This window comes from Flagellimonas oceani (genome assembly GCF_011068285.1).
In the GTDB taxonomy this organism is placed as follows: Bacteria; Bacteroidota; Bacteroidia; order Flavobacteriales; family Flavobacteriaceae; genus Flagellimonas; species Flagellimonas oceani.
Genome location: NZ_CP049616.1, coordinates 2,804,526 through 2,829,041 on the forward strand (window position 1 = coordinate 2,804,526; position 24,516 = coordinate 2,829,041).

General features: G+C 43.1%; 19 protein-coding genes and 1 other RNA gene. 10 read left to right on the forward strand and 10 right to left on the reverse strand.

What is annotated here, in order from left to right; all coding sequences use genetic code 11:
• Positions 1-78 precede the first annotated feature (78 nt).
• On the reverse strand, positions 79-1,284 hold the full coding sequence (locus tag GVT53_RS12915; RefSeq protein ID WP_166248948.1) for an NAD(P)-dependent oxidoreductase: 1,206 nt from the start codon (positions 1,282-1,284) through the stop codon (positions 79-81).
• A gap of 299 nt (positions 1,285-1,583) precedes the next feature.
• On the opposite strand from GVT53_RS12915, the gene ssrA reads away from it, so the two are divergent.
• Positions 1,584-1,983: a transfer-messenger RNA gene (ssrA, locus tag GVT53_RS12920) on the forward strand.
• Positions 1,984-2,599: 616 nt separating this feature from the next.
• Positions 2,600-3,031 (forward strand): response regulator, encoded by a 432-nt coding sequence (locus GVT53_RS12925; protein ID WP_166248949.1) that lies wholly within the window; start codon positions 2,600-2,602, stop codon positions 3,029-3,031.
• A gap of 151 nt (positions 3,032-3,182) precedes the next feature.
• Here the strand turns inward: GVT53_RS12925 and GVT53_RS12930 are convergent, their stop codons facing one another.
• Positions 3,183-3,632: a ferritin-like domain-containing protein gene (locus tag GVT53_RS12930; protein WP_166248950.1), complete on the reverse strand. Its 450-nt coding sequence runs from the start codon at positions 3,630-3,632 to the stop codon at positions 3,183-3,185.
• Positions 3,633-3,928: 296 nt separating this feature from the next.
• Between GVT53_RS12930 and GVT53_RS12935 the strand changes: the two genes are divergently transcribed.
• The 8 genes from GVT53_RS12935 (at position 3,929) to GVT53_RS12970 (ending at position 14,342) form a co-directional block, all read left to right on the forward strand.
• A complete protein-coding gene (locus GVT53_RS12935) occupies positions 3,929-4,123 on the forward strand; it encodes a hypothetical protein (RefSeq protein WP_166248951.1) in 195 nt (64 codons plus the stop codon).
• A gap of 197 nt (positions 4,124-4,320) precedes the next feature.
• A complete protein-coding gene (locus tag GVT53_RS12940; protein WP_166248952.1) occupies positions 4,321-4,752 on the forward strand; it encodes a response regulator in 432 nt (143 codons plus the stop codon).
• A gap of 171 nt (positions 4,753-4,923) precedes the next feature.
• The gene (gene hpf, locus GVT53_RS12945; protein ID WP_166248953.1) at positions 4,924-5,223 is read left to right on the forward strand and encodes a ribosome hibernation-promoting factor, HPF/YfiA family; all 300 of its coding nucleotides are present in this window, start codon (positions 4,924-4,926) and stop codon (positions 5,221-5,223) included.
• A 128-nt stretch (positions 5,224-5,351) separates the two neighbouring features.
• Positions 5,352-6,548: a peptidoglycan DD-metalloendopeptidase family protein gene (locus tag GVT53_RS12950; protein WP_166248954.1), complete on the forward strand. Its 1,197-nt coding sequence runs from the start codon at positions 5,352-5,354 to the stop codon at positions 6,546-6,548.
• 535 nt (positions 6,549-7,083) lie between these two features.
• Positions 7,084-8,202, forward strand: coding sequence for an alpha/beta hydrolase-fold protein (locus GVT53_RS12955; protein WP_166248955.1), 1,119 nt, complete (start codon positions 7,084-7,086; stop codon positions 8,200-8,202).
• Between the two features lie 82 nt (positions 8,203-8,284).
• Positions 8,285-9,472: an esterase gene (locus tag GVT53_RS12960; RefSeq protein ID WP_166248956.1), complete on the forward strand. Its 1,188-nt coding sequence runs from the start codon at positions 8,285-8,287 to the stop codon at positions 9,470-9,472.
• Positions 9,473-9,636: 164 nt separating this feature from the next.
• A complete protein-coding gene (locus GVT53_RS12965; RefSeq protein WP_205791671.1) occupies positions 9,637-12,345 on the forward strand; it encodes an alpha/beta hydrolase-fold protein in 2,709 nt (902 codons plus the stop codon).
• A 65-nt stretch (positions 12,346-12,410) separates the two neighbouring features.
• The gene (locus GVT53_RS12970; RefSeq protein ID WP_166248957.1) at positions 12,411-14,342 is read left to right on the forward strand and encodes an SMP-30/gluconolactonase/LRE family protein; all 1,932 of its coding nucleotides are present in this window, start codon (positions 12,411-12,413) and stop codon (positions 14,340-14,342) included.
• A gap of 17 nt (positions 14,343-14,359) precedes the next feature.
• On the opposite strand, the gene GVT53_RS12975 is transcribed toward GVT53_RS12970, so the two are convergent.
• The 8 genes from GVT53_RS12975 to GVT53_RS13010 all read right to left on the reverse strand — a co-directional run bounded on the left by GVT53_RS12975 (position 14,360) and on the right by GVT53_RS13010 (position 24,489).
• Complete coding sequence (locus tag GVT53_RS12975; RefSeq protein WP_205791673.1) at positions 14,360-15,598, reverse strand: cupin domain-containing protein; 1,239 nt, start codon at positions 15,596-15,598, stop codon at positions 14,360-14,362.
• Between the two features lie 5 nt (positions 15,599-15,603).
• The gene (locus GVT53_RS12980; RefSeq protein ID WP_205791680.1) at positions 15,604-17,811 is read right to left on the reverse strand and encodes an outer membrane protein assembly factor BamB family protein; all 2,208 of its coding nucleotides are present in this window, start codon (positions 17,809-17,811) and stop codon (positions 15,604-15,606) included.
• 130 nt (positions 17,812-17,941) lie between these two features.
• Complete coding sequence (locus GVT53_RS12985) at positions 17,942-18,877, reverse strand: RraA family protein (RefSeq protein ID WP_240905008.1); 936 nt, start codon at positions 18,875-18,877, stop codon at positions 17,942-17,944.
• A gap of 27 nt (positions 18,878-18,904) precedes the next feature.
• Positions 18,905-20,188, reverse strand: coding sequence for a mandelate racemase/muconate lactonizing enzyme family protein (locus GVT53_RS12990; RefSeq protein WP_166248958.1), 1,284 nt, complete (start codon positions 20,186-20,188; stop codon positions 18,905-18,907).
• A 37-nt stretch (positions 20,189-20,225) separates the two neighbouring features.
• A complete protein-coding gene (locus GVT53_RS12995) occupies positions 20,226-21,332 on the reverse strand; it encodes a bile acid:sodium symporter family protein (protein ID WP_240905010.1) in 1,107 nt (368 codons plus the stop codon).
• A 12-nt stretch (positions 21,333-21,344) separates the two neighbouring features.
• Positions 21,345-21,806, reverse strand: a complete 462-nt coding sequence (locus GVT53_RS13000) for a nuclear transport factor 2 family protein (RefSeq protein WP_166248959.1) — start codon at positions 21,804-21,806, stop codon at positions 21,345-21,347.
• Between the two features lie 26 nt (positions 21,807-21,832).
• A complete protein-coding gene (locus tag GVT53_RS13005; protein WP_240905011.1) occupies positions 21,833-22,771 on the reverse strand; it encodes an RraA family protein in 939 nt (312 codons plus the stop codon).
• 218 nt (positions 22,772-22,989) lie between these two features.
• Positions 22,990-24,489 (reverse strand): mandelate racemase/muconate lactonizing enzyme family protein, encoded by a 1,500-nt coding sequence (locus GVT53_RS13010; RefSeq protein WP_166248960.1) that lies wholly within the window; start codon positions 24,487-24,489, stop codon positions 22,990-22,992.
• Positions 24,490-24,516: the final 27 nt, after the last annotated feature.

Consider the following 24,516-nt stretch of genomic DNA (forward strand, 5'->3'; position numbering starts at 1 on the left):
GCTTTTGAGAGTTAGGGCATACAATATACTAAAAATCAGTCCACAGCCAACTTTTAGCAAATGTTTTTGGACAAAGAGTTATTCTTTACCGTCAACGTAGTTTTGTAGATAGGTATAGCGTTGTGTCAACTTTCCGTTTTGGGTCATAAGGGCCCTTTCCAAGATACCGTCTTTATCGCCATTGAAAAAGGAAGGTATCACATATTTGGAAAACGCATCACCAAAACCAACGCTGGCATCCCTTGGCAATTCGCAGGGCAGATTGTCCACGGCCATTACGGCAATGGCATCTTCATTTTTGAAATCAGTTTCCGTTTCGGATTGTGGGTCGTAACCATAAATGGGTTCCGCTATGGTAGATGAACGAACGGTGGATGCCACGGGGCCATCTATATCGCAACTGATGTCGGCCACCACTTTTATTTTGAATTCTTGTTGCTTGGCATCCTCTCGAGTATAAAGATAAGGAGCTCCGTCTCCATAAAAATGCCCCGCAATATAGAAGTCCGTCACTTTGGCGAAACGGAAAAAATCAGATCTGTATTCTCCTGGGTTTTTAAAAAAATCCGCTTTGCTGCCACGAACGGCATCTTTTCGTTTGTTATACTCAGAGGCATCTATCTGGCAATACACGGGTTCTTCAAATGAATCGTTCAGGTATTCGGATACGCTTACTTTTTTTAACTCCATGGCATCGAGCATTTCCTTGGCGCCATTGCCCACCCTACCCTTTCCGGTAAGTAGAATTTTAATGTTGGACAGTTGTATTTTTTTGAGTTCGGCGATCAAGGCTTGTTGGTCCAGAAGTGATTCCGCTTTGGGCAGTTGGAACAAATCGTACTTAAGTCCGTAGGCCCTGAACCCGTTGTAGGCTCCAACAATACCTGCGTAGCGACCAAAGGCCACCAATCTAGCCCCTTTGGCATTGGTAATGACTTCGTGATCATACAGTTCGATGTTTTTATCGAGTACGGCTTGGAGCAGTTCCTGGTTATAGGGCTGTTTTTTTATGGTATGGGAAAAAAAGAAATACTTTTTATTGGGAAGCAATGCATCAATAGGCACTTCCTTGACGCCGAGCAGCACTTCGCAGGTTTCCAAATCATTGACCACTTTTAGGCCTTTATCGGCATATTCTTGGTCAGAAAACACGCGAATGGGCGAAGATTCGACCAAAATCTCGGCTTTTGGAAATTTGGATAGGACATTTTGACACTCCTCTGGTGATAGTACCACCCTGCGATCTGGCGGGTTTTTACGTTCCCTGATGATTCCGAACTTCATATGGTGTTTTGGTATAATTATTGACCAAAATAAGGGGAAAAGGCAGGGTAAGCAAACTTTTTATTGTTTGATGGATATGCGTTACCTTTGCCGACCGCGTTAGGGATAGAGGTAGGTACCCTGCCTGCAGCAAGCAGGCATGTACGGCCGATAGCCCGACCGAGATTTTGCGAAGCAAGGTCTCGGGAACGCCCAAACTTCGATTCTGCTCAGTGCAGGGCTAAGTTCTTTGATAAAAAAGTGAGAGATTCCTGCCGAAGTTTATGCTGAGCGTAGACGAAGTGCAGGAATGACATTATGGGGCCGACCGGTTTTGACAGCAAGACCAATGGCGATGTAAGCATGCCGAGCGCTGGGATACAGCTCGTAAATCTCATGTTTCACACTTTTAATTGGCGAAAATAATTACGCTCTTGCCGCATAATCTGAATTATAGTAAGATTAGCCTCGTCCCTACAAGGTAGGGAAGCGAGATGTCCCTTGGTAGCCCTTGTTGACGGCGACCTTTTTAGGGGCACCAAAAAAGTCAACACAAGGGTGTTCGTTCGCTTTGGCGACACCTCTAAAACCTAAAGAAGCTAAGTGTATGTTAGGCCGTATCTGGTCAGGCATGCATCGAAAATCAAACAGATACTAAGCATGTAGAAAGCATGGTTATTGCTTGTTTGGACGAGGGTTCGAATCCCTCCGGCTCCACTACAAAAGCCACCTCCGGGTGGCTTTTTTTGTTTCGCTTTCGGGCTTCGAAGGCCAACGCGACAAGCTCGCCCCTTCGCTAAAAAGGTCTGCAAGACCTTTTCTTAACGTTTGGTCATCTCCGGGCTCTGCCCTGTTTTTTGATGACCCGAAAAACAACCAGAGCTTCTTTTATTACGGACCCTTAAAATTTGATGGGCTACTGGGCTGATTTTCGGCCTTTCAGTAAGGCCCCAAGTAGGGTTTGCCAAGAAAGGACGGGGCAAAAATCCCCTGACCGGCAATTCCGCTTCTGGAACAAGCATGTTAATGAAACTCCTTGCCCGAATAGAAAAGCACAGAATCTATTCGAGTTACTAATTCGTGCAAATGGAGTATTATTTTAAGAACTGAAACTCTACATTTCCACCTCTTTATCGTAATTGTATTTAATGTTATTCCGTCATATAAAATTAGAGGTTTATGGAAAACAAAGAACGTTCTTAAGGCCCACCTTAAAAAAACAGAATCCAATATCAGGGACTTTCAATCCATATTGGACGGGATGGAGCAATTCAGTAAACACCCAACCTACTTCTCTCTTAAACTTAAATTAATCTTTAAAAAAATCAATTAGACCATGAATATCTTTTTAGCTGACGACGACGAAGAGGACAGGTTGTTTTTTGCCGAAGCCCTGAAGGAAATCCCTTTGTCCATAGAAACCTCTGCCTTTGCAGATGGCGTAGGTTTAATGGGAAACCTGTATTCCGATGAAAAACTTCCCGACATTATCTTTTTGGATTTGAACATGCCGATGATGAACGGGTTTGAATGTTTGTCGGACATTCGAGATGATGAAAAATTCAAAAACATTCCGGTTATCATTTATTCCACGTCGTATCTTAAAAAAGAAATAGAGCAGCTTCGTAGAATGGGGGCTACCGGGTATCTCAGAAAACCTTCTTCCTTCAATCAATTAAAAACTTTGATCTACAAGTGTGTCAAAAACCTTCAGGATCTGCAAATGGCCCTTAAAAACGCTACAGGTAATTTTTTCATTTATGATTAATCCAGTGGGGCACCTTTAACGTGGCCATCAATCAATACTATATTTGAATTGCATTTTTCCACTTATTCTTTTATACAAACTCCAAAAACAAAAAGAGTCGGCTATTTCCGACTCTTTCTTGTTTTGAATTGAAGCTGTTCGCATATAAAACTTACATTACATCTTCCAATCTTTTGATTTTATCAAGATTCGTTACGATCCAATTCCGTTGTTCTCTAATGATTTTGGCCGTCTCAACAGGTAAATCCGTTTTGGCAAGCACCTCATTGTACTCCTCCACGGCAGCTTTGTCACCTCGAATGGCCTCTTCCAACATAGCTTCATCGTTATCTCCCGAGAAAAATGCCTTTACGTCCATCCATGCTCTGTGTACGGCTCCAGTTGCACTACCGTTCATGTCATCCCTGGTTTCCAATGCAGGAACGGTGGCCTTCAATCCAACCAAAAAATTTCTTCGTTCTTTGGATTTGGTAAGAAAATAGTGTTTTAAACCAATCTCTTTGGCATTTTCAGCTGCCTTTTCATATCCTTTGATGGCATCTTCATTTTTCTGGATAATGTCGTTTATACTGTCCTCAATTTCTTTTATATCGTTGTTCATAATTATTTAAAATTTACGGTAACAAAATGCCTACCGTTTAGCATCTACATTAAAAGTAGTTCCACGGTTTCCATTTATTTAATGCAAAGAAAAATCTTTTGGACTCAATACGTTTTAGCATTCTTTGGCTGAAAAACTTGACACTTACAGTCAAACTTTAATTTTTTAAAGTCATTTGACCGGATAATGTTTTATTGAATCAAATGGATTTACAGCACAGGACTGATACCATACCCAAGGAATCAAACCTAAGTAATCCAAGGACTCAACAGTACCATAAGATCCAAAATTAGAATATGGTGAGCCTACAAATTAGCACATATACCAAAAAAGCCGGAAGTCCTGTAGGTCTGGCCCAATTACCGGGCGGTTCCCTTTTGATGTCTGATGACAGCAACGGAAAATCTTATGATATGAAAGGTGAGCCCTTGCTTCTTGATTTACGTTTTTATAGCGGTGCCGCACCAACCGAACGACCTCCTGTAATTTGATGCTTAGAGCCAATTTTTCTTTTTATCGGAGTAAGAATTTGCCATGGTATTCATCATTTTTGATTACCGACCTTTCACCTTTTCAATATACGGTTTTGAAACACAATATGGTACAGCATGGAAAGCGAAGGATTGATTTGGACAATCATATTTAAAGGTTTACTATAAAATAAGAATATAAAAAGATAGATTCCTGTATGGATGGTCTACGTATTTTTTTAGTTGATGACGATAAAGAAGATCAAGAGTTTTTCAGAGATGCACTCTCGGAAATCAATGAGGCAGTGCTGCTCTCAATATTTAATAGTGGTGATGAGCTCCTTAGGGCCCTTCGCCAAAAGGATAGCAAACCTGATATGATTTACTTGGATCTACACATGCCCATTTTGGATGGGGAAGAGTGCCTTGATATTCTACGTAAAAATACCGATTTAAAATCAGTTCCAATCGTCATCTATTCCACCGAACTTGATATGGACCGCATAGCGCAGTTATTTTTTAAGGGAGCCAATAGATATATCCGAAAACCTGATTCATTTGATTCCTTGGTCGCATCTATCAAAGCTACCATCAACTCCTTGAAACGAAATTCGTTGGGCGGAAATGCGATTATAAATATTGTGGTCTAAGCTTTTTTGGCAAATGATAGTCGAAATGAATTTATATGGATTCAACGCAACATACGCCAAGATTAAAAAACGAAAAACTTGAGGTAGATTTTACAAGGAGCATTCGGCAATAAAAAGTAAAACTGAACTGAGTTGGTTAGACAAAATTTAATACATAAAATATAAATTGACATGCAAATAATATTTGAATATCATGATGTTGCCCAAAGCGATCGCTTGGAACAATTGGCCAAGGAAAAGTTGGAAAATCTTTCAAGAAAATTTGATATGGTCATCCGGGCAGATGTCTTTTTCAAGGAAGAGAACACCACTTCCAATGAAACCGGTAAAATCTGTAACATAAGGTTGAGCCTTCCAGGACCCAGACTGTTTGCCGAATCCAGCAATGAGAGTTTTGCACATTCAATAGCCGAATCCGTCAGTGATCTGGAACGACAATTGAGAAAGCGCAAGGAAGCCATGAATTCATAGTAAAAATGACCGCCCTACCCTTCGCTTTTTCGCAGTGGATGAATTCCGAATTTTTCAAAAATCAACTATCTGCAAAGTTTGATAAGGTGCAATAAACAAATGTTTTGGGTCAAGGCAAGGGATGTGCTATGGATATCTTTATCCTAATGTTGAAAAAGCGTAAAGAAATAACATTTGAAGTATGCCCCTTACAGAAATGGTTGGTGACCTTGACCAGACCCTGGACCATCATATTGACCATTCTGGCATTTACTTCCTGCCGTGAGGTGCAGCATATTACGGATATATTCGTGCAACCTACCGATAGGGAAAAATATGTGAGGACATTTGAAAAGAACGACCCCCGTATTCTGGCTTGGAACAAGGCGACCCAAAGTGCTTTGTCAGATACGCTGTCCATTGCCCTGCCCTATGCTGAAGTAGGTATCCTTCCATCGGAATTTAGCTTTGCCTATGGGTATGATGTACAACTTCAAAACGGTCGGAAATTGAAAGTGTCCGTTACTTCCGCATCCGATAGCTTGGATGTTTTTGTGGACATTTACCAATTCCCATATAATCTGGCTAAGAAACCTTTGCTGAGCCAGCGCATCAAAGGTTCGAATACGGTGGAGCTCCATGTCAAGGAGACGGGGGATTATAAGGTGCTGATACAACCTAAAATTGGTCTTTCTTCTGATTTCAGATGGGAGTTGTACAGCGAACCTACCCTGATTTTTCCAGTGTTGGATGTGGATTCCAAGGCCATTCAAAGTTTTTGGGGAGATACCAGGGCCGGCGGTGCCCGACGCCACGAGGGAGTTGATATCTTTGCGCCACGGTCAACGCCCGTGGTTGCCGTAACCGAAGGAAGGGTCAGTTCTGTAGGCAACAAAGGATTGGGCGGAAAACAGGTATGGTTCAGGGACGGATTGTTCAATAATTCCTTTTATTATGCCCATTTGGATAGCATAAACGTGTCCTTTGCACAAAAAGTGGAACAAGGAGATACCTTGGGCTTCGTGGGCAACACGGGAAATGCCCGAACTACCGTGCCACATCTCCATTTTGGGATATATTCAGGCAAAGGGGCCATAGACCCTTTACCGTTCATAAAAAAAGACCAGCAGTCTAAGCTGGATTTGAATACCCCGTTGCCGAGGGGCCATATTGGTGCTGCTCTTGCCAATGTTCGAGTAGGGCCCAGTGTGGAAAAGGAGAAAACAATGTCCCTGGAAAAAATGCACCCTGTCATTATTTTGGGAAAAACGATCAATTGGTACCATGTACTATTAAACCATAACATCCAAGGTTATGTGCACCATAGCTTGGTGGTTGAAGGGTAAGCACCATTGGCGAGCTAAGGACTTTTGATAATTTTCTATGGGATGGTTTTACGTCTTTAGTGGTATCGACCATCCGACTCATCCTGTTTTTGCCTGCTTTCAAATAAAATCCGTGTCCGGCACAACTGCAAATTACTGATAGAAAACAAGTTTAGTATCGATCAAATTTGTGAAGAATCAGGATTTAACAACCTTTCCCTTTTAAATATACAATTGAAAAAAATAGTAGGGAACCCCTAAAGAGTATCAAAAAGAACATAAGAACAACTCCCTGGTACTTCTCCACAAACCAACTCCATTTTCTTGATGCACATGGGTTTTCAAGAATTTCTTCTAGATTCATTTCCAATGTGTTGAATAAACACTTATATTGGTATCAGAAAACACAATATGCAATTTACCCCAACGCTCAGGCCATTGCCCTAATGACTCCATTTTGCGCAATGGAGAGAAGTAAACCGTATAGCGTCCAACTATTTTATAACTACAAATAAATAATCAATTAGAAACTAAAAAGAGTTAACTAAAAACAAACATGATGAAATTTAATGCTGCAACATTAACATTCGTATTGGTTTGCTATGCCACAAGTATTGCCCAAACCAATCCTAAAACTGTAATCGAAGACTTTAAACCCTCGACCTTGAACCAGCCTGGAAAGGAATATCCACAGGTCAATTCGCAGGGATATGCACGATTTAAAATAGTAGCGCCCGCCGCCGACAGTGTTCGGGTAAGCCTAGGGCTTGGCGGAAGAGGAGGCACAAAACTCCAAAAAGTCGAAGATGGCTCTTGGATGGGCACCACCGAAGGACCTATGGATGAAGGATTCCATTACTATCATGTAGATGTAGACGGGGGAACTTTCAACGATCCAGGAGCTCTAAATTTTTATGGTTCCACACGATGGGAAAGTGGTATAGAAATACCGGCCCATGACCAAGAATTTTATGCACTGAAAGACGTTCCCCATGGAAAGGTGGAGCAAATCCTGTTTCCTTCAAAGAGTACCAACACCTCCAGAAGGGCCTTTGTCTACACCCCTCCAGGATATGACAAAGACCCATCTAAAAAATATCCGGTCTTGTATTTGCAGCACGGTTGGGGCGAAGATGAAACCGCTTGGAGCAACCAAGGCCGAGCCAACCTTATTATGGACAATCTTATTGCAGAAGGCAAAATTGATCCTTTCCTCATTGTAATGACCTATGGTATGACCAACGAGATCAAATTTGGAGGGCTACGCAATTTTGACATTAGCCCCTTTCAAACGGTTTTGGTGGATGAGTTGATACCCTATATCGATGCCAATTATCGTACCGTAGCCGATAAATCCCACCGAGCCATTGCCGGTCTTTCAATGGGTGGTATGGAGACCAAGATGATCACACTGAACAAACCGGACGTTTTTTCCTATTACGGTTTACTTAGCGGCGGCACCTATAGCCCAGAGGATATCAAAGAGGGTGCAGATGTAAAACTGATATTCCTAAGCTCTGGAAGCAAGGAAAGGCCAGAAGCCGTAAAAAGTGCAGCAGCAGCCTTAAATGAAGCAGGAATTAATGCCGTTTCCTATGTTTCCGAAGGAACAGCACACGAATTTCAGACTTGGAGGCGCAGTCTGCATGAACTAGCCCCCCTTCTTTTTAAGTAATCCCTAAAAAGAAAGTCAAATGAAATATGCACAATTGCTCTTTAAATAGTGTTGACGCAGCACATTTCTAAACACTGATGATATGAAAATTACAAGTTTATTTTATAATGCCTTCGCCTTTCTGGTTATTTCAAGCTTTGGCTATGGTCAACAGGCAAATGTAAACCTGGACTATAATCCACAGGAAGATACAGAAGGACTTATTCCCTTTAGTGCACCTGTAAATTCTCCCGAAGTGCATGATGACCAAACCGTTACGTTTCGGGTGAAAGCACCAGAGGCAGAAAAAGTGGAATTGAATCCCGGAGCCATCAATACCGCTCTGGGCAAGGGTAGGGAGCCAATTCCATTTACAAAAGGCGAACAGGGTGTTTGGACCTTGACCATTGGACCACTCCCTCCTGATATGTATGCCTATCATGTTCGGGTGGACGGCGTGCAAATTGCGGACCCCAGCAATACGTATGCCGCATTTACGGCCATGCCACCCTATAGTGAATTGATTGTTCATGGTGATGGCCCAGCATATTATGATGCAAAAAATGTCCCTCATGGAAACGTTACCCGTCACATTTATCATTCTGATGTAACCCAGGGCGAACGTGAACTCTATGTGTACACACCGCCCGGCTACGATTCCGGTAAAAAATATCCGGTACTCTATTTATTGGGTGGAAGTGGTGAACTGCCTTCCAATTGGGTGTATGATGGAAGAGCCAATTTAATTATGGACAATCTTTTGGCGGAAAACAAAGCCAAGCCCATGATCATAGCAATCCCCAACAACCAAGTGATTCACCGGAACCATCCACAGCATTCAGAGCTCACCTTCGACATTTTTGAAAAAGAGCTCAGAAACCATGTGATTCCCGTGGTGGATGAAAATTACAGTACAATTCAAAGTCCAGAAGGAAGGGCCATTTCAGGATTGTCCATGGGGGGTCGCCATAGTATGTTCGTAGGCTTTAGATCTCTAGATCTCTTTGCTAATTTTGGTATTCTCAGTGCTGGGGACACCACTGCGGAAACCACCTTATCCCAGTTTTTAAATGACCCAGAAATAAATAACAAGGTAGATTATCTTTTTGTGGGGCAGGGCACCAAGGAAGCGGAAGGTTTTTTCAACTCAAGGGTTCAGGGTCTCGTCGATGCATTAAATAACCATGATATAGAACACGAATACTATGTAGGGGGTAACGGGGGGCACGACTGGTCCACTTGGCGTCATCTCCTGTATTATAGATTCTTGCCCAACCTTTGGCAGGATTAATCCAATACCAATGAAAAAGATTTTAGAAGATATGGTTTCAGTGGGCATATTTTCCACTCGTTGGCAGATTTAAAGTGGTCTTTTAGAACTGTATGCCAAAAAGATCAATAACATCATACTACAACAAAAGAAAAGAAACTAAACCATCAGAAAAAACGCAAATTATGAAAAAATCAGTACTGCAATTTTGTCTCTTAGCAGTAATCTTATTGTTCTCGGGGAAAATTACGGCACAGAACCCCAATTTTCATATATATCTGAGTTTGGGTCAGTCAAACATGGAGGGCAGTGCCCAAATAGAGGCGCAGGACACCGTTGACGTTAATGACCGTTTTAAGGTCTTGGCTGCAGTGGATTGTCCTGATTTGAACCGCGAAAAAGGGAAATGGTACACTGCAATTCCTCCATTGTGCCGATGTAAAACAGGGCTTTCCCCTGCGGATTATTTTGGCAGGACCTTGGTGGAGAAATTGCCGGACAGTATTACGGTCGGAATCATCAACGTCGCCGTTGGAGGCTGTAAAATCGAGTTGTTTGATAAGGACAACTACCAAGCATATGTCTCCAAGGCCCCAGATTGGTTGAAAAATATGGTGGCAGAATACGATGGAAACCCTTATGCCCGTCTCGTGGAAATGGCAAAAATTGCCCAAAAGGATGGTGTGATCAAGGGAATTCTTTTACACCAAGGAGAATCGAATACCGGAGACACCCTTTGGCCCAAAAAAGTGAAGACCGTTTACGACAACCTCCTGAAAGATTTGAATTTGGAGGCATCAAAAACCCCTCTGTTAGCAGGAGAAATGGTTCACGCCGATCAAGGAGGCATATGCGCCAGTATGAATGAAATTGTGGCCACGCTCCCAGAAACCATTCCCAATGCACATGTTGTTTCCTCAAAAGGAGTCCCCGATGCCAAGGATAATCTTCATTTTAATGCCGAAGGATATCGCATGTTGGGCAGAAGGTATGCCATAAAGCTGCTGAATGTGCTGCGTAACCAAGCTAATGACCCCATAGTAGAGAAGCATGCGCCAGAAGGATTTGACAAGATGAGAAATGGCATTCCACAAGGAAGGATAGACAGCATAACATACAAGTCGAAAACCGTGGGCACGGAACGAAAGGCCATGATTTATCTTCCGCCCGGGTATTCCAAATCAAAAAGATATCCAGTTTTGTATCTCTTGCATGGTATTGGCGGGGATGAAAAGGAATGGCTTACACAGGGTACTCCTCAGGTAATTTTCGACAATCTTTATGCAGACGGAAAATTGGAGCCCATGATTGTGGTAATGCCCAATGGACGGGCCATGAAAAATGACCGTGCCGAAGGAAATATTTTCAGCAAGGACAAAGTGGAGGCGTTTGCCACCTTTGAGCAAGACCTTCTAAATGATTTGATCCCCTACGTGGAAAAGAATTTTAAGGTCTATAAAGACAGGGAGCACCGGGCTATATCCGGTCTTTCCATGGGCGGTGGACAAACCTTGAACTTTGGTCTTGGCAATTTGGACACTTTTGCTTGGGTAGGTGCATTTTCATCGGCACCGAACACCAAGGCACCCCAGGAATTGCTTCCCTACCCTGAAAAAGCCAAATCATTGGAGTTGTTATGGATTTCTTGTGGGGATGCAGACGGTCTAATGCCTTTTAGCAGTCGCACCAGCGAGTACTTAAGAGACCATGATGTGCCCCATATCTTTTACGTGGAACCGGGCGGTCACGATTTTAAGGTTTGGAAGAATGATCTTTATATGTTTTCCCAAATGCTTTTTAAGCCTGTCAACAATGATGTGCTCAACAAATACAGTGTTTTGGGTTTACCAGCAAGTACCAACATTAGGAATAAGCAGTATCCGCAAATTTTACCGGATAGCCGGGTGGTTTTTAAAACAAAGGCACCGGAGGCAAAACAGGTTCAGATAGACCTCGGCAAAAAATATGATATGGAAATTGACGATGAGGGATTCTGGACAGTGACCACAGATTCCATCACCGAAGGCTTTCATTACTATTCATTGATTCTGGATGGGGTGGCCGTGGCAGACCCCGCCAGTGAAACCTTTTATGGTATGGGTCGTATGGCCAGCGGCATTGAGATTCCGTTTAAGGGAGATGGCTATTATAGCTTGAAGGATGTACCCCATGGCGACATACGCATAAAAAAGTACTTTTCAAATGCATCACAGTCATGGCGGGAAATGTATGTCTACACACCGCCGGGTTATGAGGAATCCGATCAAGCGTATCCTGTTTTATATCTTTTGCATGGTGGAGGAGAAGACCAAAGAGGTTGGGCCACCCAAGGAAAGACCAATTTGATATTGGACAACCTTATTGCCGAAAACAAGGCTGCCCCCATGATCATTGCCATGTTGGATGGCAATGTTTCTACAGGAGGAGTTGCCGGATTCAATCAAAATGCATTGATGGCCTTTGAGAACGAACTTAAACAAGGTGCCATTCCCTATGTGGAGCAAACGTATCGGGTGAAGACCGATGCTAGTAACAGGGCTTTGGCCGGACTTTCCATGGGGGGTCTGCAGACCTTGCATGCAGGTGTGCACAACACCGACATGTTTTCCCATTTGGGAGTTTTTAGTTCGGGTTGGTTTGCCAATAACGATGAATTATCGGGCCCACAATATGAGTTTATGCAAAACAATGTGGCCAAAATAAACGGCAACCTATCCAATTTCTTCATTTCAATGGGAGGTCCGGAGGATATCGCCTATAAAAACTGTCAAGTAATGATGAAGAAATTTGACGATATGGGTATTACATATCAATATAGCGAATACCCAGGAGGACATACATGGCCGGTTTGGCGGCACGACCTGTATAAGTTTGCGCAGCTTTTATTTAAGTAATAAGTCCAAACAAGAATTCATTAAAACGGTCAATGTTGAAAACGAACAGTGAAAATCAAAACAGTATGAAAGGTATTTCTTTTAGTCTTAAAGTTGCTTCCATGTTATTTGTATTTATTTTAATTGGTGGTTGCAATTCCTCTTCCAAACCGGAATGGGAGGAGCGGAACAACGAATTAATAAAGCAATACGGACTCCAGGTGAGGGAGCTGCCCGGATTGCCGTCTACAGAAATAAGGCCCAATTTGGAGGTAGGAACATCCACAAATCTCCAAAATTTGGAAAGTGTGCAATTATATCCTGGTGTCATGGCCAAAATTTTCTGGGGAAATGGGAATCTGGTCAGTGTATTGGAACTGGAACCCAATTCCAACATCCCAAAAGAAAACTTGCCTGCGGATAGATTTTTGATTGTAACTGAAGGTTCCATTGAGTTGTTTGGCAATGGCAACAAGCATGATATGATGGCGAGGGAACGGGAAGAACCGGATGGCACCCATAGCGGCACACCTAGAAATGATTTTATTTATCAAGAAAAAGGAAACGAAAGCGAGATTGTCGCTGGAGATGCTGGAGCCAAGGTAATGGAAATTTATAGCCCTATAAGGTTTGATTATCTAGAAAAAATGGGGGTTAATGAACTTCCTTCGGAAAATCAGGGAAGGGTTTCCAACAATGAACCGACCGTTGTTCCCAATAAGGTTTATGACCTTTTCGACATTCAGTTTACCCAATTAACCGAAGGGGTCTATGCAAGATTGGTTTCTGGAGGGGACATACAGCTAAGTTTTGTCTTGGCGGACCCAAATTCCAAGTCACCGGCACACATTCATCCAGAGGAGCAAATTACGGTTCTATTAAGGGGAACCCTAAAGCAAACCGTCTTGGACCAAGAGATGGGATTGAACCCTTACGATGTGATCCTTGTTCCTGGAAACGTAGTGCATTCTGGTGTAGCAGGCGAGTTGGGTTTTGATGCCCTTGATATTTTTTGGCCCGTTCGGGAAGATTATCTAGCCAAGCAACAGGCCGCACTTGAAAGATATCACGAAATCATACCCAAGGACGCACAGCCAGAATTGGTCATAGATGGTTCCAAAACAAAACCGCAACTGACCTTTAGTGAAGGTCCCAAGTGGATGGACGGGAAACTCTATTTTTCCAACATGTACTTCGACCAAAACTGGAACGCCGACCCCAAAAGGAGTTCCATTGTGGCATTGGAACCTGATGGAACACACCAAAATATTATGGAAGGTAAAATGCAGGCTAACGGATTGTATCCGTATAAAAATGGCAATTTATTGGTCTGTGACATGATTGGGCACCGGGTGGTGGAAATGACCACATCCGGGCAAGTGGTCCAAGTTATTGCCGACACCTATAACGGCAAGCCCATAGACGGTCCAAACGATATTATCACCGACACCAAGGGCGGCATCTATTTCACCGACCCCCAGTTTACGATGGAAGCGGAAAAATTCCAACCGGGCAGGGCCGTTTACTATATTTCCCCTGAAAAAGAAGTGACCCGCTTGGTGGAACCCAATGAATTTGCCATGCCCAATGGAATATTATTGACTCCCGACGGGAAAACGCTCTACATCAATAATTGTTATGATGACGAATCTTGGTATCCGGTAAACAGTTCAAAGGATAATTTTATTTGGGCGTATGATGTGAACGAGGACGGTACCATTTCAAACGGTCGGAAATTTGCAGAACTGCGTTTGACCGGCAACGTTTTGGACCGCAAAGGAAAATCCTCCAGCGCGGACGGGATGGCCATTGACACTATGGGAAATATTTATGTGGCCACCTATTTTGGGGTCCAGATTTTTGATTCCAAAGGTTCTTTTGTCGGCATGATCAATCTACCATCATTTCCGGTAAGTTTGGGTTTTGGAGATGAGGATATGAAAACGCTCTACATTGTCAGTTATGATAAGGTGTACAAGATTCGCACCAATAGAACAGGGTATGTCAATTATCTTTAAAGTGTCAATGACAATGTCTAATTCTGTACATCGTCGCCCATAACATCATAACCGCGCCATTTGAATTCCTTGCCAAGTCCTGATGCTGCTGGCCAAGCAATTTGGTGCTGATCACTGGCCACCCACTTTCTCCTGTTTTCCTCCGTATCAAAAGATATTTGAATCTGATAGTTGTATGTAGTAGGTTCCGCCTGTATTTCCTTGGCTAAATCCTGTGGAAAAAGCCGAAGTAGTTTTGAACTGAGATACCCGTCTTGGACAACCATGGCAGGGACGTAGATGGAATAGTACATTTCTTCAAAAGCCTTGGCATTTTCCTTTTCCACCACAAAATCCATTTGTAGGACCATGGCTTTGGGTGTTTCCAAAGGTTTGACAATTGACAATCCATTGTTTTTTGAAGCTGCAATACCAATTATTAGAATTTCAAGATTTTCATTTCCACTACTTGACCAAGCTATTTCTTCTCCCAAACCAGCATGGAACGAATCATCCTTTTGAATCTTTACCGTCTCAGCACCTACCGTTACCGACCCATTTCCGTTCATGATATAATACACTTCTTCAATACCTTCCAACAAATGTTTTTCCGTTGAACTGCCAGGTGGAATTACCAAGTGATCCACATAGTTCCAATCCGTTCTAAAAACTTCTGGACTAAAAATCCTTCCATACAAAACTCCTTTTCCACTATAAACATCGTTGTCTTGCTTCAGTTTATCCGTGTCCAATCGGGAAGAAACGAATGTCGGGACAACATCTTTTTTCGATCTGGCAAGATCATCCCCCAAATCAAACGCATCTCCTTGTGACTTGACTTCACTTACGGCAAAATTCAGCCATTTGAGCGGTTTATCAGATGCATTATAAATACCATGGGAATCTCCCAGTTTACAAGGAACCAAAGCTGGTCCCTTTATTTTTGATGTTCTACCATTAATGGTAAACTCAGCCTCTCCATCCAGAATAACATACATTTCTTCAATGGAATGGTGAAAGTGGTGACCAATACCCGATTTAGGCTGAATAACTCCAGAATGCAAGTACAAGAATTTGGTTGCCAGATCATTTCGCCCTATCAATTGGGTAAAACCCATTTTACCGGCACCGGCATGTACACTGGATAATTCCCTATACGTCGAAGGATCATTGTGAACCACTCTTTCATTAAGATTTTGGGCCATACAGATACTGCCCATCAAACAGAACAAAAAACTGAATATTGGTTTCATAATAATGTATTTGTATCTTTTCATATAGGCTACTTTTTGTCCGGTATACCATAAACCAGGTAGCCTTTTGCAACTGCTCCGGGCTTCTTGGAGTGGTCGTAACTATCGCTTCTAAAATTAGAGGTTGCATTGATTACCAAATATTCCTTGCCATCCAAGGTAAACATACTGGGTTGTGCATTGGTCTCATGACTCAGTGTAGTTTCCCATAGCACATCCCCATTTTCGGCATCAAGCGCATAAACCTTGCCCCCTTTTGCCGTGGCAAACACAATGCCCGTAGAGGTAATGACCATGCCTTTTCGCTGGGTACCATTGGGGGCTCCTTTGGTTTCGCCTCCTTGCGCATAAAGCGAATCAATACCAATAGGTCGGCGCCACTTAATGGTTCCTTCGTTCAGGTCATAAGCCACAATAGAGGACCAAGGTGGATCTATCAAACCGGGCCAATCCAGACCGTAATCCGTAGTATATTGGTCTTCTGGTTGTTCCACGCCTTCAGGATAATCCTGCATTGGGGCTCCTCGCTTTAAATCTGGTGGAATAGTCACCCCTCCTGAAGCTACGACAGGGCCATCTACTGATTCTGCTTGTTGATTGCTTCTTCTAAAACTTCTGCGTTCAGGGTCTCCTCCTATATAACGGAACAAGGCTTTCAAGGAAGCTTCATCCACATGCACCAGACCGGGCATTACACCTTTTCCATTGATCACTGTATTTCTGAATTCTTCGTAGTACATATGATGCCCCAGATTCTTTAGGGAGGGTCCTGCCCCACCCTCCATATTGGAACCATGGCAGGCAATACACGAGGAGCCATAAAGGGATTTGACCTTGTCCACATCATTTTCCGTAAGCTCGTTTTTTGGTGGTTCCACCTTGCTCAATCTGTAAGTCGATGCATATTCCTGGGTCATTATGTACATCATTCCATTGCGAGGGTCGGCCGCTGTGTTTCCATAATTGGCACCACCCAAAGCCCCTGGCATCATAATGGTCTCGTATTTATCTGAGGGAGGTACGTACAATCCTGTTTTTGCAGAATCCAATCTTTTGAGCCAATCCTGCCGAAGACTATCCGAAAAATAAGGGTTCAAGTTTTCTTTGGTCACCTCATGTCTCGTAAAACTCGGAAGTGAGGTGATGGGTTGGGTGGGCCAAGATTCCTCCCCTGGCATTTCGCTTTTGGGAAACGGTTTTTCCTCTATGGGAAATAGTGGTTCCCCGGTTACCCTATCAAATACAAAAACAAAACCATGTTTGGTAGCAATGGCCACTGCATCCACTTTTTTGCCATCTTTGTCCACTGTGAGCAATTGTGGTGCCGGTGACAGGTCATAGTCCCAGAGATCATGGTGCACCGTTTGGTAGTGCCAGAGCCTCTCCCCCGTTTTTGCATCAAGGGCCACCAAAGAGTTGGCGAAAAGATTACTTCCCAACCGATCAGCGCCATAATAATCATAGGTTGGCGAACCGATGGGCAAAAAGGCAATTCCACGTTCCGTATCTACCGATATTTCGCTCCATACGTTGGCACCTCCTACATATTTATAAGCATCCTTAGGCCAAGTTTCATATCCATATTCCCCGGGATGGGGTATGGTGTGAAAAATCCACTCCATTTTACCGGTAACCACATTATAGGCCCTTACGTGACCAGGTGGAGAAAAATAGGCCTCCCCGGGCGCGGACCCCAGTATCAACAGATTTTCGTAGATAACACCCGGCATCATGGGCTGTATCCTTGTTATGGATGTTGGATCTCTATCTAAACCTTCCCTAAGATCAACATAGCCATTGTTGCCGAAATCCATAACAGATTTTCCAGTAACGGCATCAATCGCCTGAATGGAATTGTTCAGCGTGAACAGTAATCTTTTGCTTTTTTTGTCCTCACTTTCCCAATAATTGATACCTCTTCGGGTAATTCCCGGTAAATCCGCATGTATCCAAAGTTCTTCACCCGTTTTGGCATTGATGGCAATAAGGGAGCTATTTTTCCCGAGAACGTACATGGTACTGTCCACAATAATGGGGCTGAAAAAATAAAAACGATCATCTCCCGACGGGTAGCTCCACAACAATTCCATTTGCTCAACATTAGACTTGGTGATACTGGGCGACTCGAAAAACTTGGATTGGTCTGGACTACCTCCATAGTGTGACCATGTGATGTGTTCAGCAACTACGTTTGAATGGTTCCGACATCCCAATATAGTAGCCAAGATTATCAGCATGGTCGAGATAGGTCTCGACGTAGAAGTGAATTTAGTAGTTGACATTGTTCTCGATGAAAAGTCCATTATACCAAGTTTTCATACACTCGGCAGGGCAAATGGCATTTGTCAAAATTTGATAGGTTTAGGTTTACCAAGTTCTTTTCTTCAAAATTTCTTGAATCTGCTCTCTGGAAACAGGAAGCTCATCAATATGTTCGTTGAGCCACTTGCTAAAATCCTTTTCGATTTCATCGGACCAACGCGTATCAATCTGTCCGGCAGTATAGGTTCCTTCTTTGATACGTTGATGTCCGAACATATCACGTAAGCGAACAACTTCGGAAGTTGTCGCCACTTTTTCTGCCAAATGGGCCGGTATAAAGGTGACCACCCCCATTTTGCCCAAAACAACATCCCCGGGCATTACGGTTACGGTTCTAATCCTTGTAGGTTGATTGATTCCGATGAGCATCGTGTTCAAGTCCCCCGGGGGATTATGGTGGGAAGCGTCGTAACTGGTGTAATAGGAAGTAAAACCGCCAATTTCCATGAGTCCTTCCACATCCCTTAGTGCGCCATCATAAACAATTCCGTTACCTGTTTTTGCAAAAATGGCGTTACCCACGTTGTCACCAATTGTTGGGCCATCCTTGTCCGCACCAAATTGGTCGGCTACATAAACATCTCCCTTCACCAAAATATCCACGGGCCACGTATTCTGTCCTCGTTTTCCCTGGGCCTTACCACGATCATCGATGGCTTTCCAAACATCGGGGCGACCAGGCATAAAGGTTGCCGTGACAGCACGCCCGACCAAAACACTATCTGGATTTATCATTTTCCAGTCCTCTGCGATTTGATATCGATAGCCTTCGTTTTTCATTACGGCCCAAGCCTCTTCCACACTAACGGATTTTATCCTTTCCAATAATGCATCCGAAACTTTTGGCCTTCCATCATCAAAGCGTTCTCCTTTCCATTCCGGGGTTAAAAAAATAAGTTCTTCCTTACTGATCTGTTGACCTATCAATTGGGTTGCCAGACCAACAAGAACCATTAGGATCATATACTTTTTTCGTAACATAATAGTATCTGTTTAATGAGTTATCGATTATTCAAAAAATGGTATTCCCTCGGGCGCATATTTTCTCATGGCCTCTTCATTGATGTCTACTCCAATACCTGGTTTGTCCGAAACCTTTACAAAACTGTCCTTCACCCAATCCCCTTCATCATAGGTCACAATTTCCTTAAACATGGAATCGGTGTGGAAATAGGATTGCCACTCCATTAAATGGAAATTAGGTACAGAGGCGCAAACATGGGCACATGCCATGGCCCCCAAAAACGAGGCTACCATATGTGGTGAAAAAGGCACATAATAAAGATTCGCAAGATTGGCGATTCTTTGTCCTTCTCCCAGTCCACCACACTTTTGCAGATCTGGCATTATAATATCCACGCCATTATCCAATAATTGTTTAAATCCGTGACCTAAGTATACGTTTTCACCTGCAGAAATGGGCGTACTGGTTTCCTCTGCCAGCGTTTTAAAAGCGTCGAAGTTCTCTGCCGGAATTGGCTCTTCCAACCATGTTAGATTCAAATCTTCTACTTTTTTGGCAATGGTCTGGGCGGTCACATGATCATATCGTCCATGCATATCCACACATAGATCAATTTTTGGTCCTACCGCTTCCCTGACCGCAGCAAGTTGGTCATACATTCTTATAATTTCCCCAGGGCTGGCTGTCCAATTATAGCGATCGTATTTATCAGGGTCACTGGCATAATCCAAGTCGAATTTCAATGCATTGAAGCCCCAATTTTTAATGGCGTCCTTGGCCGCGGTAGCGAAATCATCGGGTGAAGGGAACCGAACACGGTATAAAGCGGTATCACAATATACCCTTACTTTATCACGGAACTTACCTCCCAACAATTGATAAACGGGCAAATCAAGTGCCTTACCCGCCAAATCCCATAAAGCGGTCTCTATCGCAGAAAGAACAGCTACGTATGCCCCTGATTGCCCACCACCGAAATGACCTGCACGACGAATGTCTTCAAATATTTTATGGACATTGAACGGATTTTGGTCCCTCAAAAAAAATCCCATTCTTTTGACCAAGTGGTAGGTTCCGGGCACGGCATCCACGCCCTCTCCGCAACCATAAATTCCCTGATTGGTGTGTATTTTAACAAACAATCCGCTTCCTCGTCTAATATATCCGCATTTAACATCCGTGATTTTTAAATCAGATGGTGCGGATAATTTTGGATTTTTATCTATTGCTTTTTGATATTCTGAACCATATGTCGCTGATGACACCATTCCCAATCCTGCACTGGCCATGATTGATTTGGATATAAAAGATCTTCTTGAATTTTTCATAATTTGAGAATTTTTTTAAAATGGATAAAATATTATTTTAGTTGACTACTATAGGTTTAGGGGGGTCAGGGGTAGGCTTTCTATGCCAGTATGAGGCCAAGATTGAGCCGGTGATGTTCATCAGAGGTCCAAATACTGCGGGTGCCAATCCCATCGTGGCAATTTTACCCAAACTGTTTGCTATACCTGATGCCAATCCTCCGTTTTGCATTCCCACTTCAATGGCAATGGTCCTGGCATCCCTTTCGGACATCCTAAAGAGCTTTGCGTACCAATATCCCAGTAAATACCCAAAAATATTGTGCATCAACACCAGCAACATCAACGTTCCACCGATTTCCAAAAGGCTGTCCCTACCCGCTGCAGTAATGATGGTAATTATAAGCCCAATTGCCAACATGGATATTAAGGGCATTGCCCTACCCAACCATTTAGTGTTATTGCCAAATAGTTTATTAAACAATAGTCCGGCCCCAATGGGTAGAATGATCATCTTTATGATACTCCACATCATGGTTAACACATCAATTTCAATGAACTCCCCAGCGAATAACTTCATCATTAAAGGCGTAAGAAATGGTGCCAAAAGTGTTGCGATGGAAGTAATGGTTATCGAAAGTGCGACATTTGCCTTGGCCAAAAAAGCCATTACGTTGGAGGCCACACCACTGGGAGAACAGCCTATGAGCACTATTCCTGCCGCAATTTCTGGTGGAAAGTTACTGATCTGTGCCAAAAAATAGCCCATTAGCGGCATTACGACCAATTGTGCCGAAACTCCGATCACCACCCCTTTTGGGGATTGAAATATGGCGGCAAAATCTTTGATACTCATTGTTGTTCCCATACCGAACATGATAATCTGTATCAAAGGAATTATGAGTGCCGTGAATTTGAAATCACCAATTTGGGTAAAGTAATCAGGAAAATAAAGTGCTGCCGTCACCCCTGCAAAAATCATGGTTGTGAAAATCAATCCCTTCATTTTTTCGTACCCGTTAAACCCGAAGGCCAACAAAGCAAAAAATCCAAGGATAAATGGTCCAGCTTGATCGATATGGCCCATGATGACCATTCCAATTATAACGATGAAAAGCAGAGCTGCCAACCCTAATGCTATAGAATAAATACTTATCTTTTTCAAAATAGGAGAGATTTAAAGTTTATAGGCCTGTCTTGCCAGCAATTTCCATTGTTTGCCTTCTTTTTGAAAAACCAACAGACAACCAATATTCACTGTCGCGGGTGTACCATTATTCGTTCCTTCTCCCTTAAAAATATGGCGTACTACACCGGTTTTACCAGAAGTTGTTATGGTTTGATCTACCGGGGTTATCGAAGAAAATTGGAAACCACCATTTAAAACACCGTCCACGTATTCCTTTTTGTTCTCTATCTTACCGCTAGAGTGGCCGTAGGTTAGACTTTCCATAGTCAATTCTTCCAGTTTATCTTTGTTTCTATTGACCATGGCTTTGTAAAGTTGACTTACGGCATCATCGATTTTTTTGACTTCGGCAGTATTTTTTTGGGCCACTAAAGTGGTGGAGAAACAAAGAAGTATTCCTAAAAAACAGTGTTTTGTTATGGTTGAAAATTCAATAAGGTATTTTTTCATTCTATTGGTTTTATGCTGGCAGTTATCTATTGTTTTTTAGATGCCATATAATCATTGAGTTCTTTTCTGGACATGGGTAACTTGCTATCTGGATATTCCTTTAGCCAGTTTTCGAAATCTGTATTGATCTCTTCCGTCCATTTCGTGTCTATCTGTCCTGCGGTGTATTTTTTCTCCCGTAATCTTTGGAACCCAAACAGATCGCGCAGGCCTACGATTTCAGAAGACAGTACCAATTCCGAAGCCAAATGTGAAGGAATAAAAACGGTACCATGCCGGTTCGCCAAAACCACATCGCCCGGTAATACGGTTGCCCTTCCAATTCGGATGGGCATATTAATACTGGTCAACATTTCCTCCTGCAGATAAGAAGGATCCGCACCTTTGTGCCAGCCATTGAATCCCTCAATATCCAAGAGCCCTGCGACATCCCTTACGCCACCGTCAAAAATTACCCCGTTTTTGGAATTGGTATAAATGGCATTTCCTAAATTGGAACCGATCAGCGTGCCATCTATAATTCTTCCATAGCCATCTGCCACGTAGACGTCTCCAGGCACTAATTGTTGAATGGGCCATGAATTGCTTCCTCCAATGGTATCCCGTTTCTCCTGTGCGCCTTTAAGTTTCACCAACTGCTGATAGTCTGGTCTAAGTGGCATATATTGTGCCGTTACCACCCTACCGGTCATGGCTCTCTCTGGATGGATTATTTCCCATTCACCTTCATATTGGTTGTTATATCCCTTTCTTCTTAAAAAGCCCCAGGCCTCTTCTATTTGAATATTTTTCATTCTTTGCAATAAGGCATCGGAAACCTTTGGCCTTCCGTCCTCAAAACGCTCTCCGGTCCAGTTGGAGGTCAATTCCATAATGTATTCCGGTGAAGCGGTAACTCCTTGCGGTTTGGCATAAAAAAAAGCAAGAAAGCAACTTAGCCCCAATACCATCCTTAAATTTCTCATGTTCTATATTTTTTAATTTTCCTTTAAAAGGGATCCGTTCTTCACTAATTCCCTACTGTGTTAAGTTGGATAGGAAACCCCCGTTAACACGGGAGTTCTCCCATCAACTTAAACTAAATCAAACTAACTCAAACTAAATCCAAACTTGTCCCTACTACAGGGTCAATGATAATCTATTGGCACATCCTCATTCAGTAGGATGTTACCACCTTTATTCGTTAACTATAAGTTCTATCGTGGGAACGAAGCTCGTTCCATTCCTCGGTAGATTTAAAGAATGTTTTATCCGAAGGATGTAAATGCGCCTTCACCACTTCTTCATCCAACTCTATCCCCAAACCTGGTGCGGTAAGTGGAACCGTGGCAAAACCTTTATCGATCATCTTAAAACCTCCAACCGTTTTTACCAGACTTTCCCACCATGGCACATCCACCGAATGGTGCTCCAGAGCCAAAAAGTTTTGGGTCGCAGCCGCACAATGCACATTGGCCATAAAGGAAACAGGTGTGCCTGCTTGGTGCATGGCCATTCCAATTCCAAATTCCTCTGCATAATCACCAATCCGTTTTGTCTCCAAAAGACCACCTGATGATGCTAAGTCTGGGTGTACAATATCAACCGACCTGTTATGGATGATGGGCTTGAAGTTCTCCAAGAAATGGATATCCTCACCTGTGGTGGTAGGCGTTTCCAGAGCTTCGGAGATGGTTCTCCACTGCTCTGTGTATTGCCATGGCACCATGTCTTCCAACCAAGCCAGTCTAAATTTGTCCAGCGCTTTTCCTAAACGGATTCCATTGTTAAGGTCGAAGTGTCCGTAGTGATCGGTGGAAATTGGAACTTCCCAACCTACCATTTCCCTAACATCCGCTACGCGTTGGGCCAACATTTCAAGGCCTTTCTCCGTAATCTGGATTTGGGTGAAGGGATGCATGGTGTTACCGTAGGACATATAGTTCCTGGCATCTCCCCACTGGGACAAACGACCGTTGTCATCTCTCCAGAATTTATCATTCACCAAGGTTCCGGAATCTGGTGGAAGTGAAGAAATAGCCACATCCATTTTCAACCAGGTATACCCTTGGGTATTCATTCTATAGTCGATCAGCTTCTTTTGTTCCTCGGAGCTTCTTGCCTGGGGCGTATCAGCATAAAGTCTTACCTTATCGCGATAGCGTCCTCCCAGCAATTGCCAAGCGGGTACATTGTAGGCCTTGCCACAAATATCCCAGAGTGCCATTTCCACCGCACAAACCCCGCCAGCTTGCCTGGCAGGTCCCCCAAATTGTTTTATACTCTTGAATATTTTCTCGACATTACAAGGATTTTTACCCAAAATCCTACTTTTAAGAAATAGTGCATAACGTACGTCTGCGGCGTCCCTTACCTCACCAAGACCATAGATTCCTTGATTGGTCTCTATCTTGATTATGGCCGTCCCGCCCATCACATTTGTGAGGGCATACCTCATATCGGTAATCTTGAGTTCCGAAGGGGCGGACATACGGCTGACCTTGGATGTGGTCTGTGCTATGGTTTCCTCGATGCCCAGTCCAACCATACTGGTCATTGCAATGCCTCCCAATGCGGTTTTTTTCAGAAAGCTTCTTCTGTCATCCGCGGTTTTTGGGTTCTCAATTTCTGCCTGCCTCGCCAACCTAAGGTCTCTTTCTTCTTGCTTGTTCTTGGCTATGATTTGTTTTAATACTGATTTCATTCTTTATTCCTTTTTGATAATATCGGT

Coding starts and splice junctions, on each gene's coding strand:
- GVT53_RS12960 (WP_166248956.1), top strand. CDS start 8,285: ATGAAAATTACAAGTTTATTTTATAATGCCTTCGCCTTTCTGGTTATT.
- GVT53_RS12965 (WP_205791671.1), top strand. CDS start 9,637: ATGAAAAAATCAGTACTGCAATTTTGTCTCTTAGCAGTAATCTTATTG.
- GVT53_RS12990 (WP_166248958.1), bottom strand. CDS start 20,188: ATGAAAAATTCAAGAAGATCTTTTATATCCAAATCAATCATGGCCAGT.
- GVT53_RS12915 (WP_166248948.1), bottom strand. CDS start 1,284: ATGAAGTTCGGAATCATCAGGGAACGTAAAAACCCGCCAGATCGCAGG.
- GVT53_RS12950 (WP_166248954.1), top strand. CDS start 5,352: ATGGATATCTTTATCCTAATGTTGAAAAAGCGTAAAGAAATAACATTT.
- GVT53_RS13000 (WP_166248959.1), bottom strand. CDS start 21,806: ATGAAAAAATACCTTATTGAATTTTCAACCATAACAAAACACTGTTTT.
- GVT53_RS12980 (WP_205791680.1), bottom strand. CDS start 17,811: ATGCTGATAATCTTGGCTACTATATTGGGATGTCGGAACCATTCAAAC.
- GVT53_RS12940 (WP_166248952.1), top strand. CDS start 4,321: ATGGATGGTCTACGTATTTTTTTAGTTGATGACGATAAAGAAGATCAA.
- GVT53_RS12930 (WP_166248950.1), bottom strand. CDS start 3,632: ATGAACAACGATATAAAAGAAATTGAGGACAGTATAAACGACATTATC.
- GVT53_RS12975 (WP_205791673.1), bottom strand. CDS start 15,598: ATGAAAAGATACAAATACATTATTATGAAACCAATATTCAGTTTTTTG.
- GVT53_RS12955 (WP_166248955.1), top strand. CDS start 7,084: ATGATGAAATTTAATGCTGCAACATTAACATTCGTATTGGTTTGCTAT.
- GVT53_RS12970 (WP_166248957.1), top strand. CDS start 12,411: ATGAAAGGTATTTCTTTTAGTCTTAAAGTTGCTTCCATGTTATTTGTA.
- GVT53_RS12935 (WP_166248951.1), top strand. CDS start 3,929: ATGGTGAGCCTACAAATTAGCACATATACCAAAAAAGCCGGAAGTCCT.
- GVT53_RS12985 (WP_240905008.1), bottom strand. CDS start 18,877: ATGTTACGAAAAAAGTATATGATCCTAATGGTTCTTGTTGGTCTGGCA.
- GVT53_RS12925 (WP_166248949.1), top strand. CDS start 2,600: ATGAATATCTTTTTAGCTGACGACGACGAAGAGGACAGGTTGTTTTTT.
- GVT53_RS13005 (WP_240905011.1), bottom strand. CDS start 22,771: ATGAGAAATTTAAGGATGGTATTGGGGCTAAGTTGCTTTCTTGCTTTT.
- GVT53_RS13010 (WP_166248960.1), bottom strand. CDS start 24,489: ATGAAATCAGTATTAAAACAAATCATAGCCAAGAACAAGCAAGAAGAA.
- hpf (WP_166248953.1), top strand. CDS start 4,924: ATGCAAATAATATTTGAATATCATGATGTTGCCCAAAGCGATCGCTTG.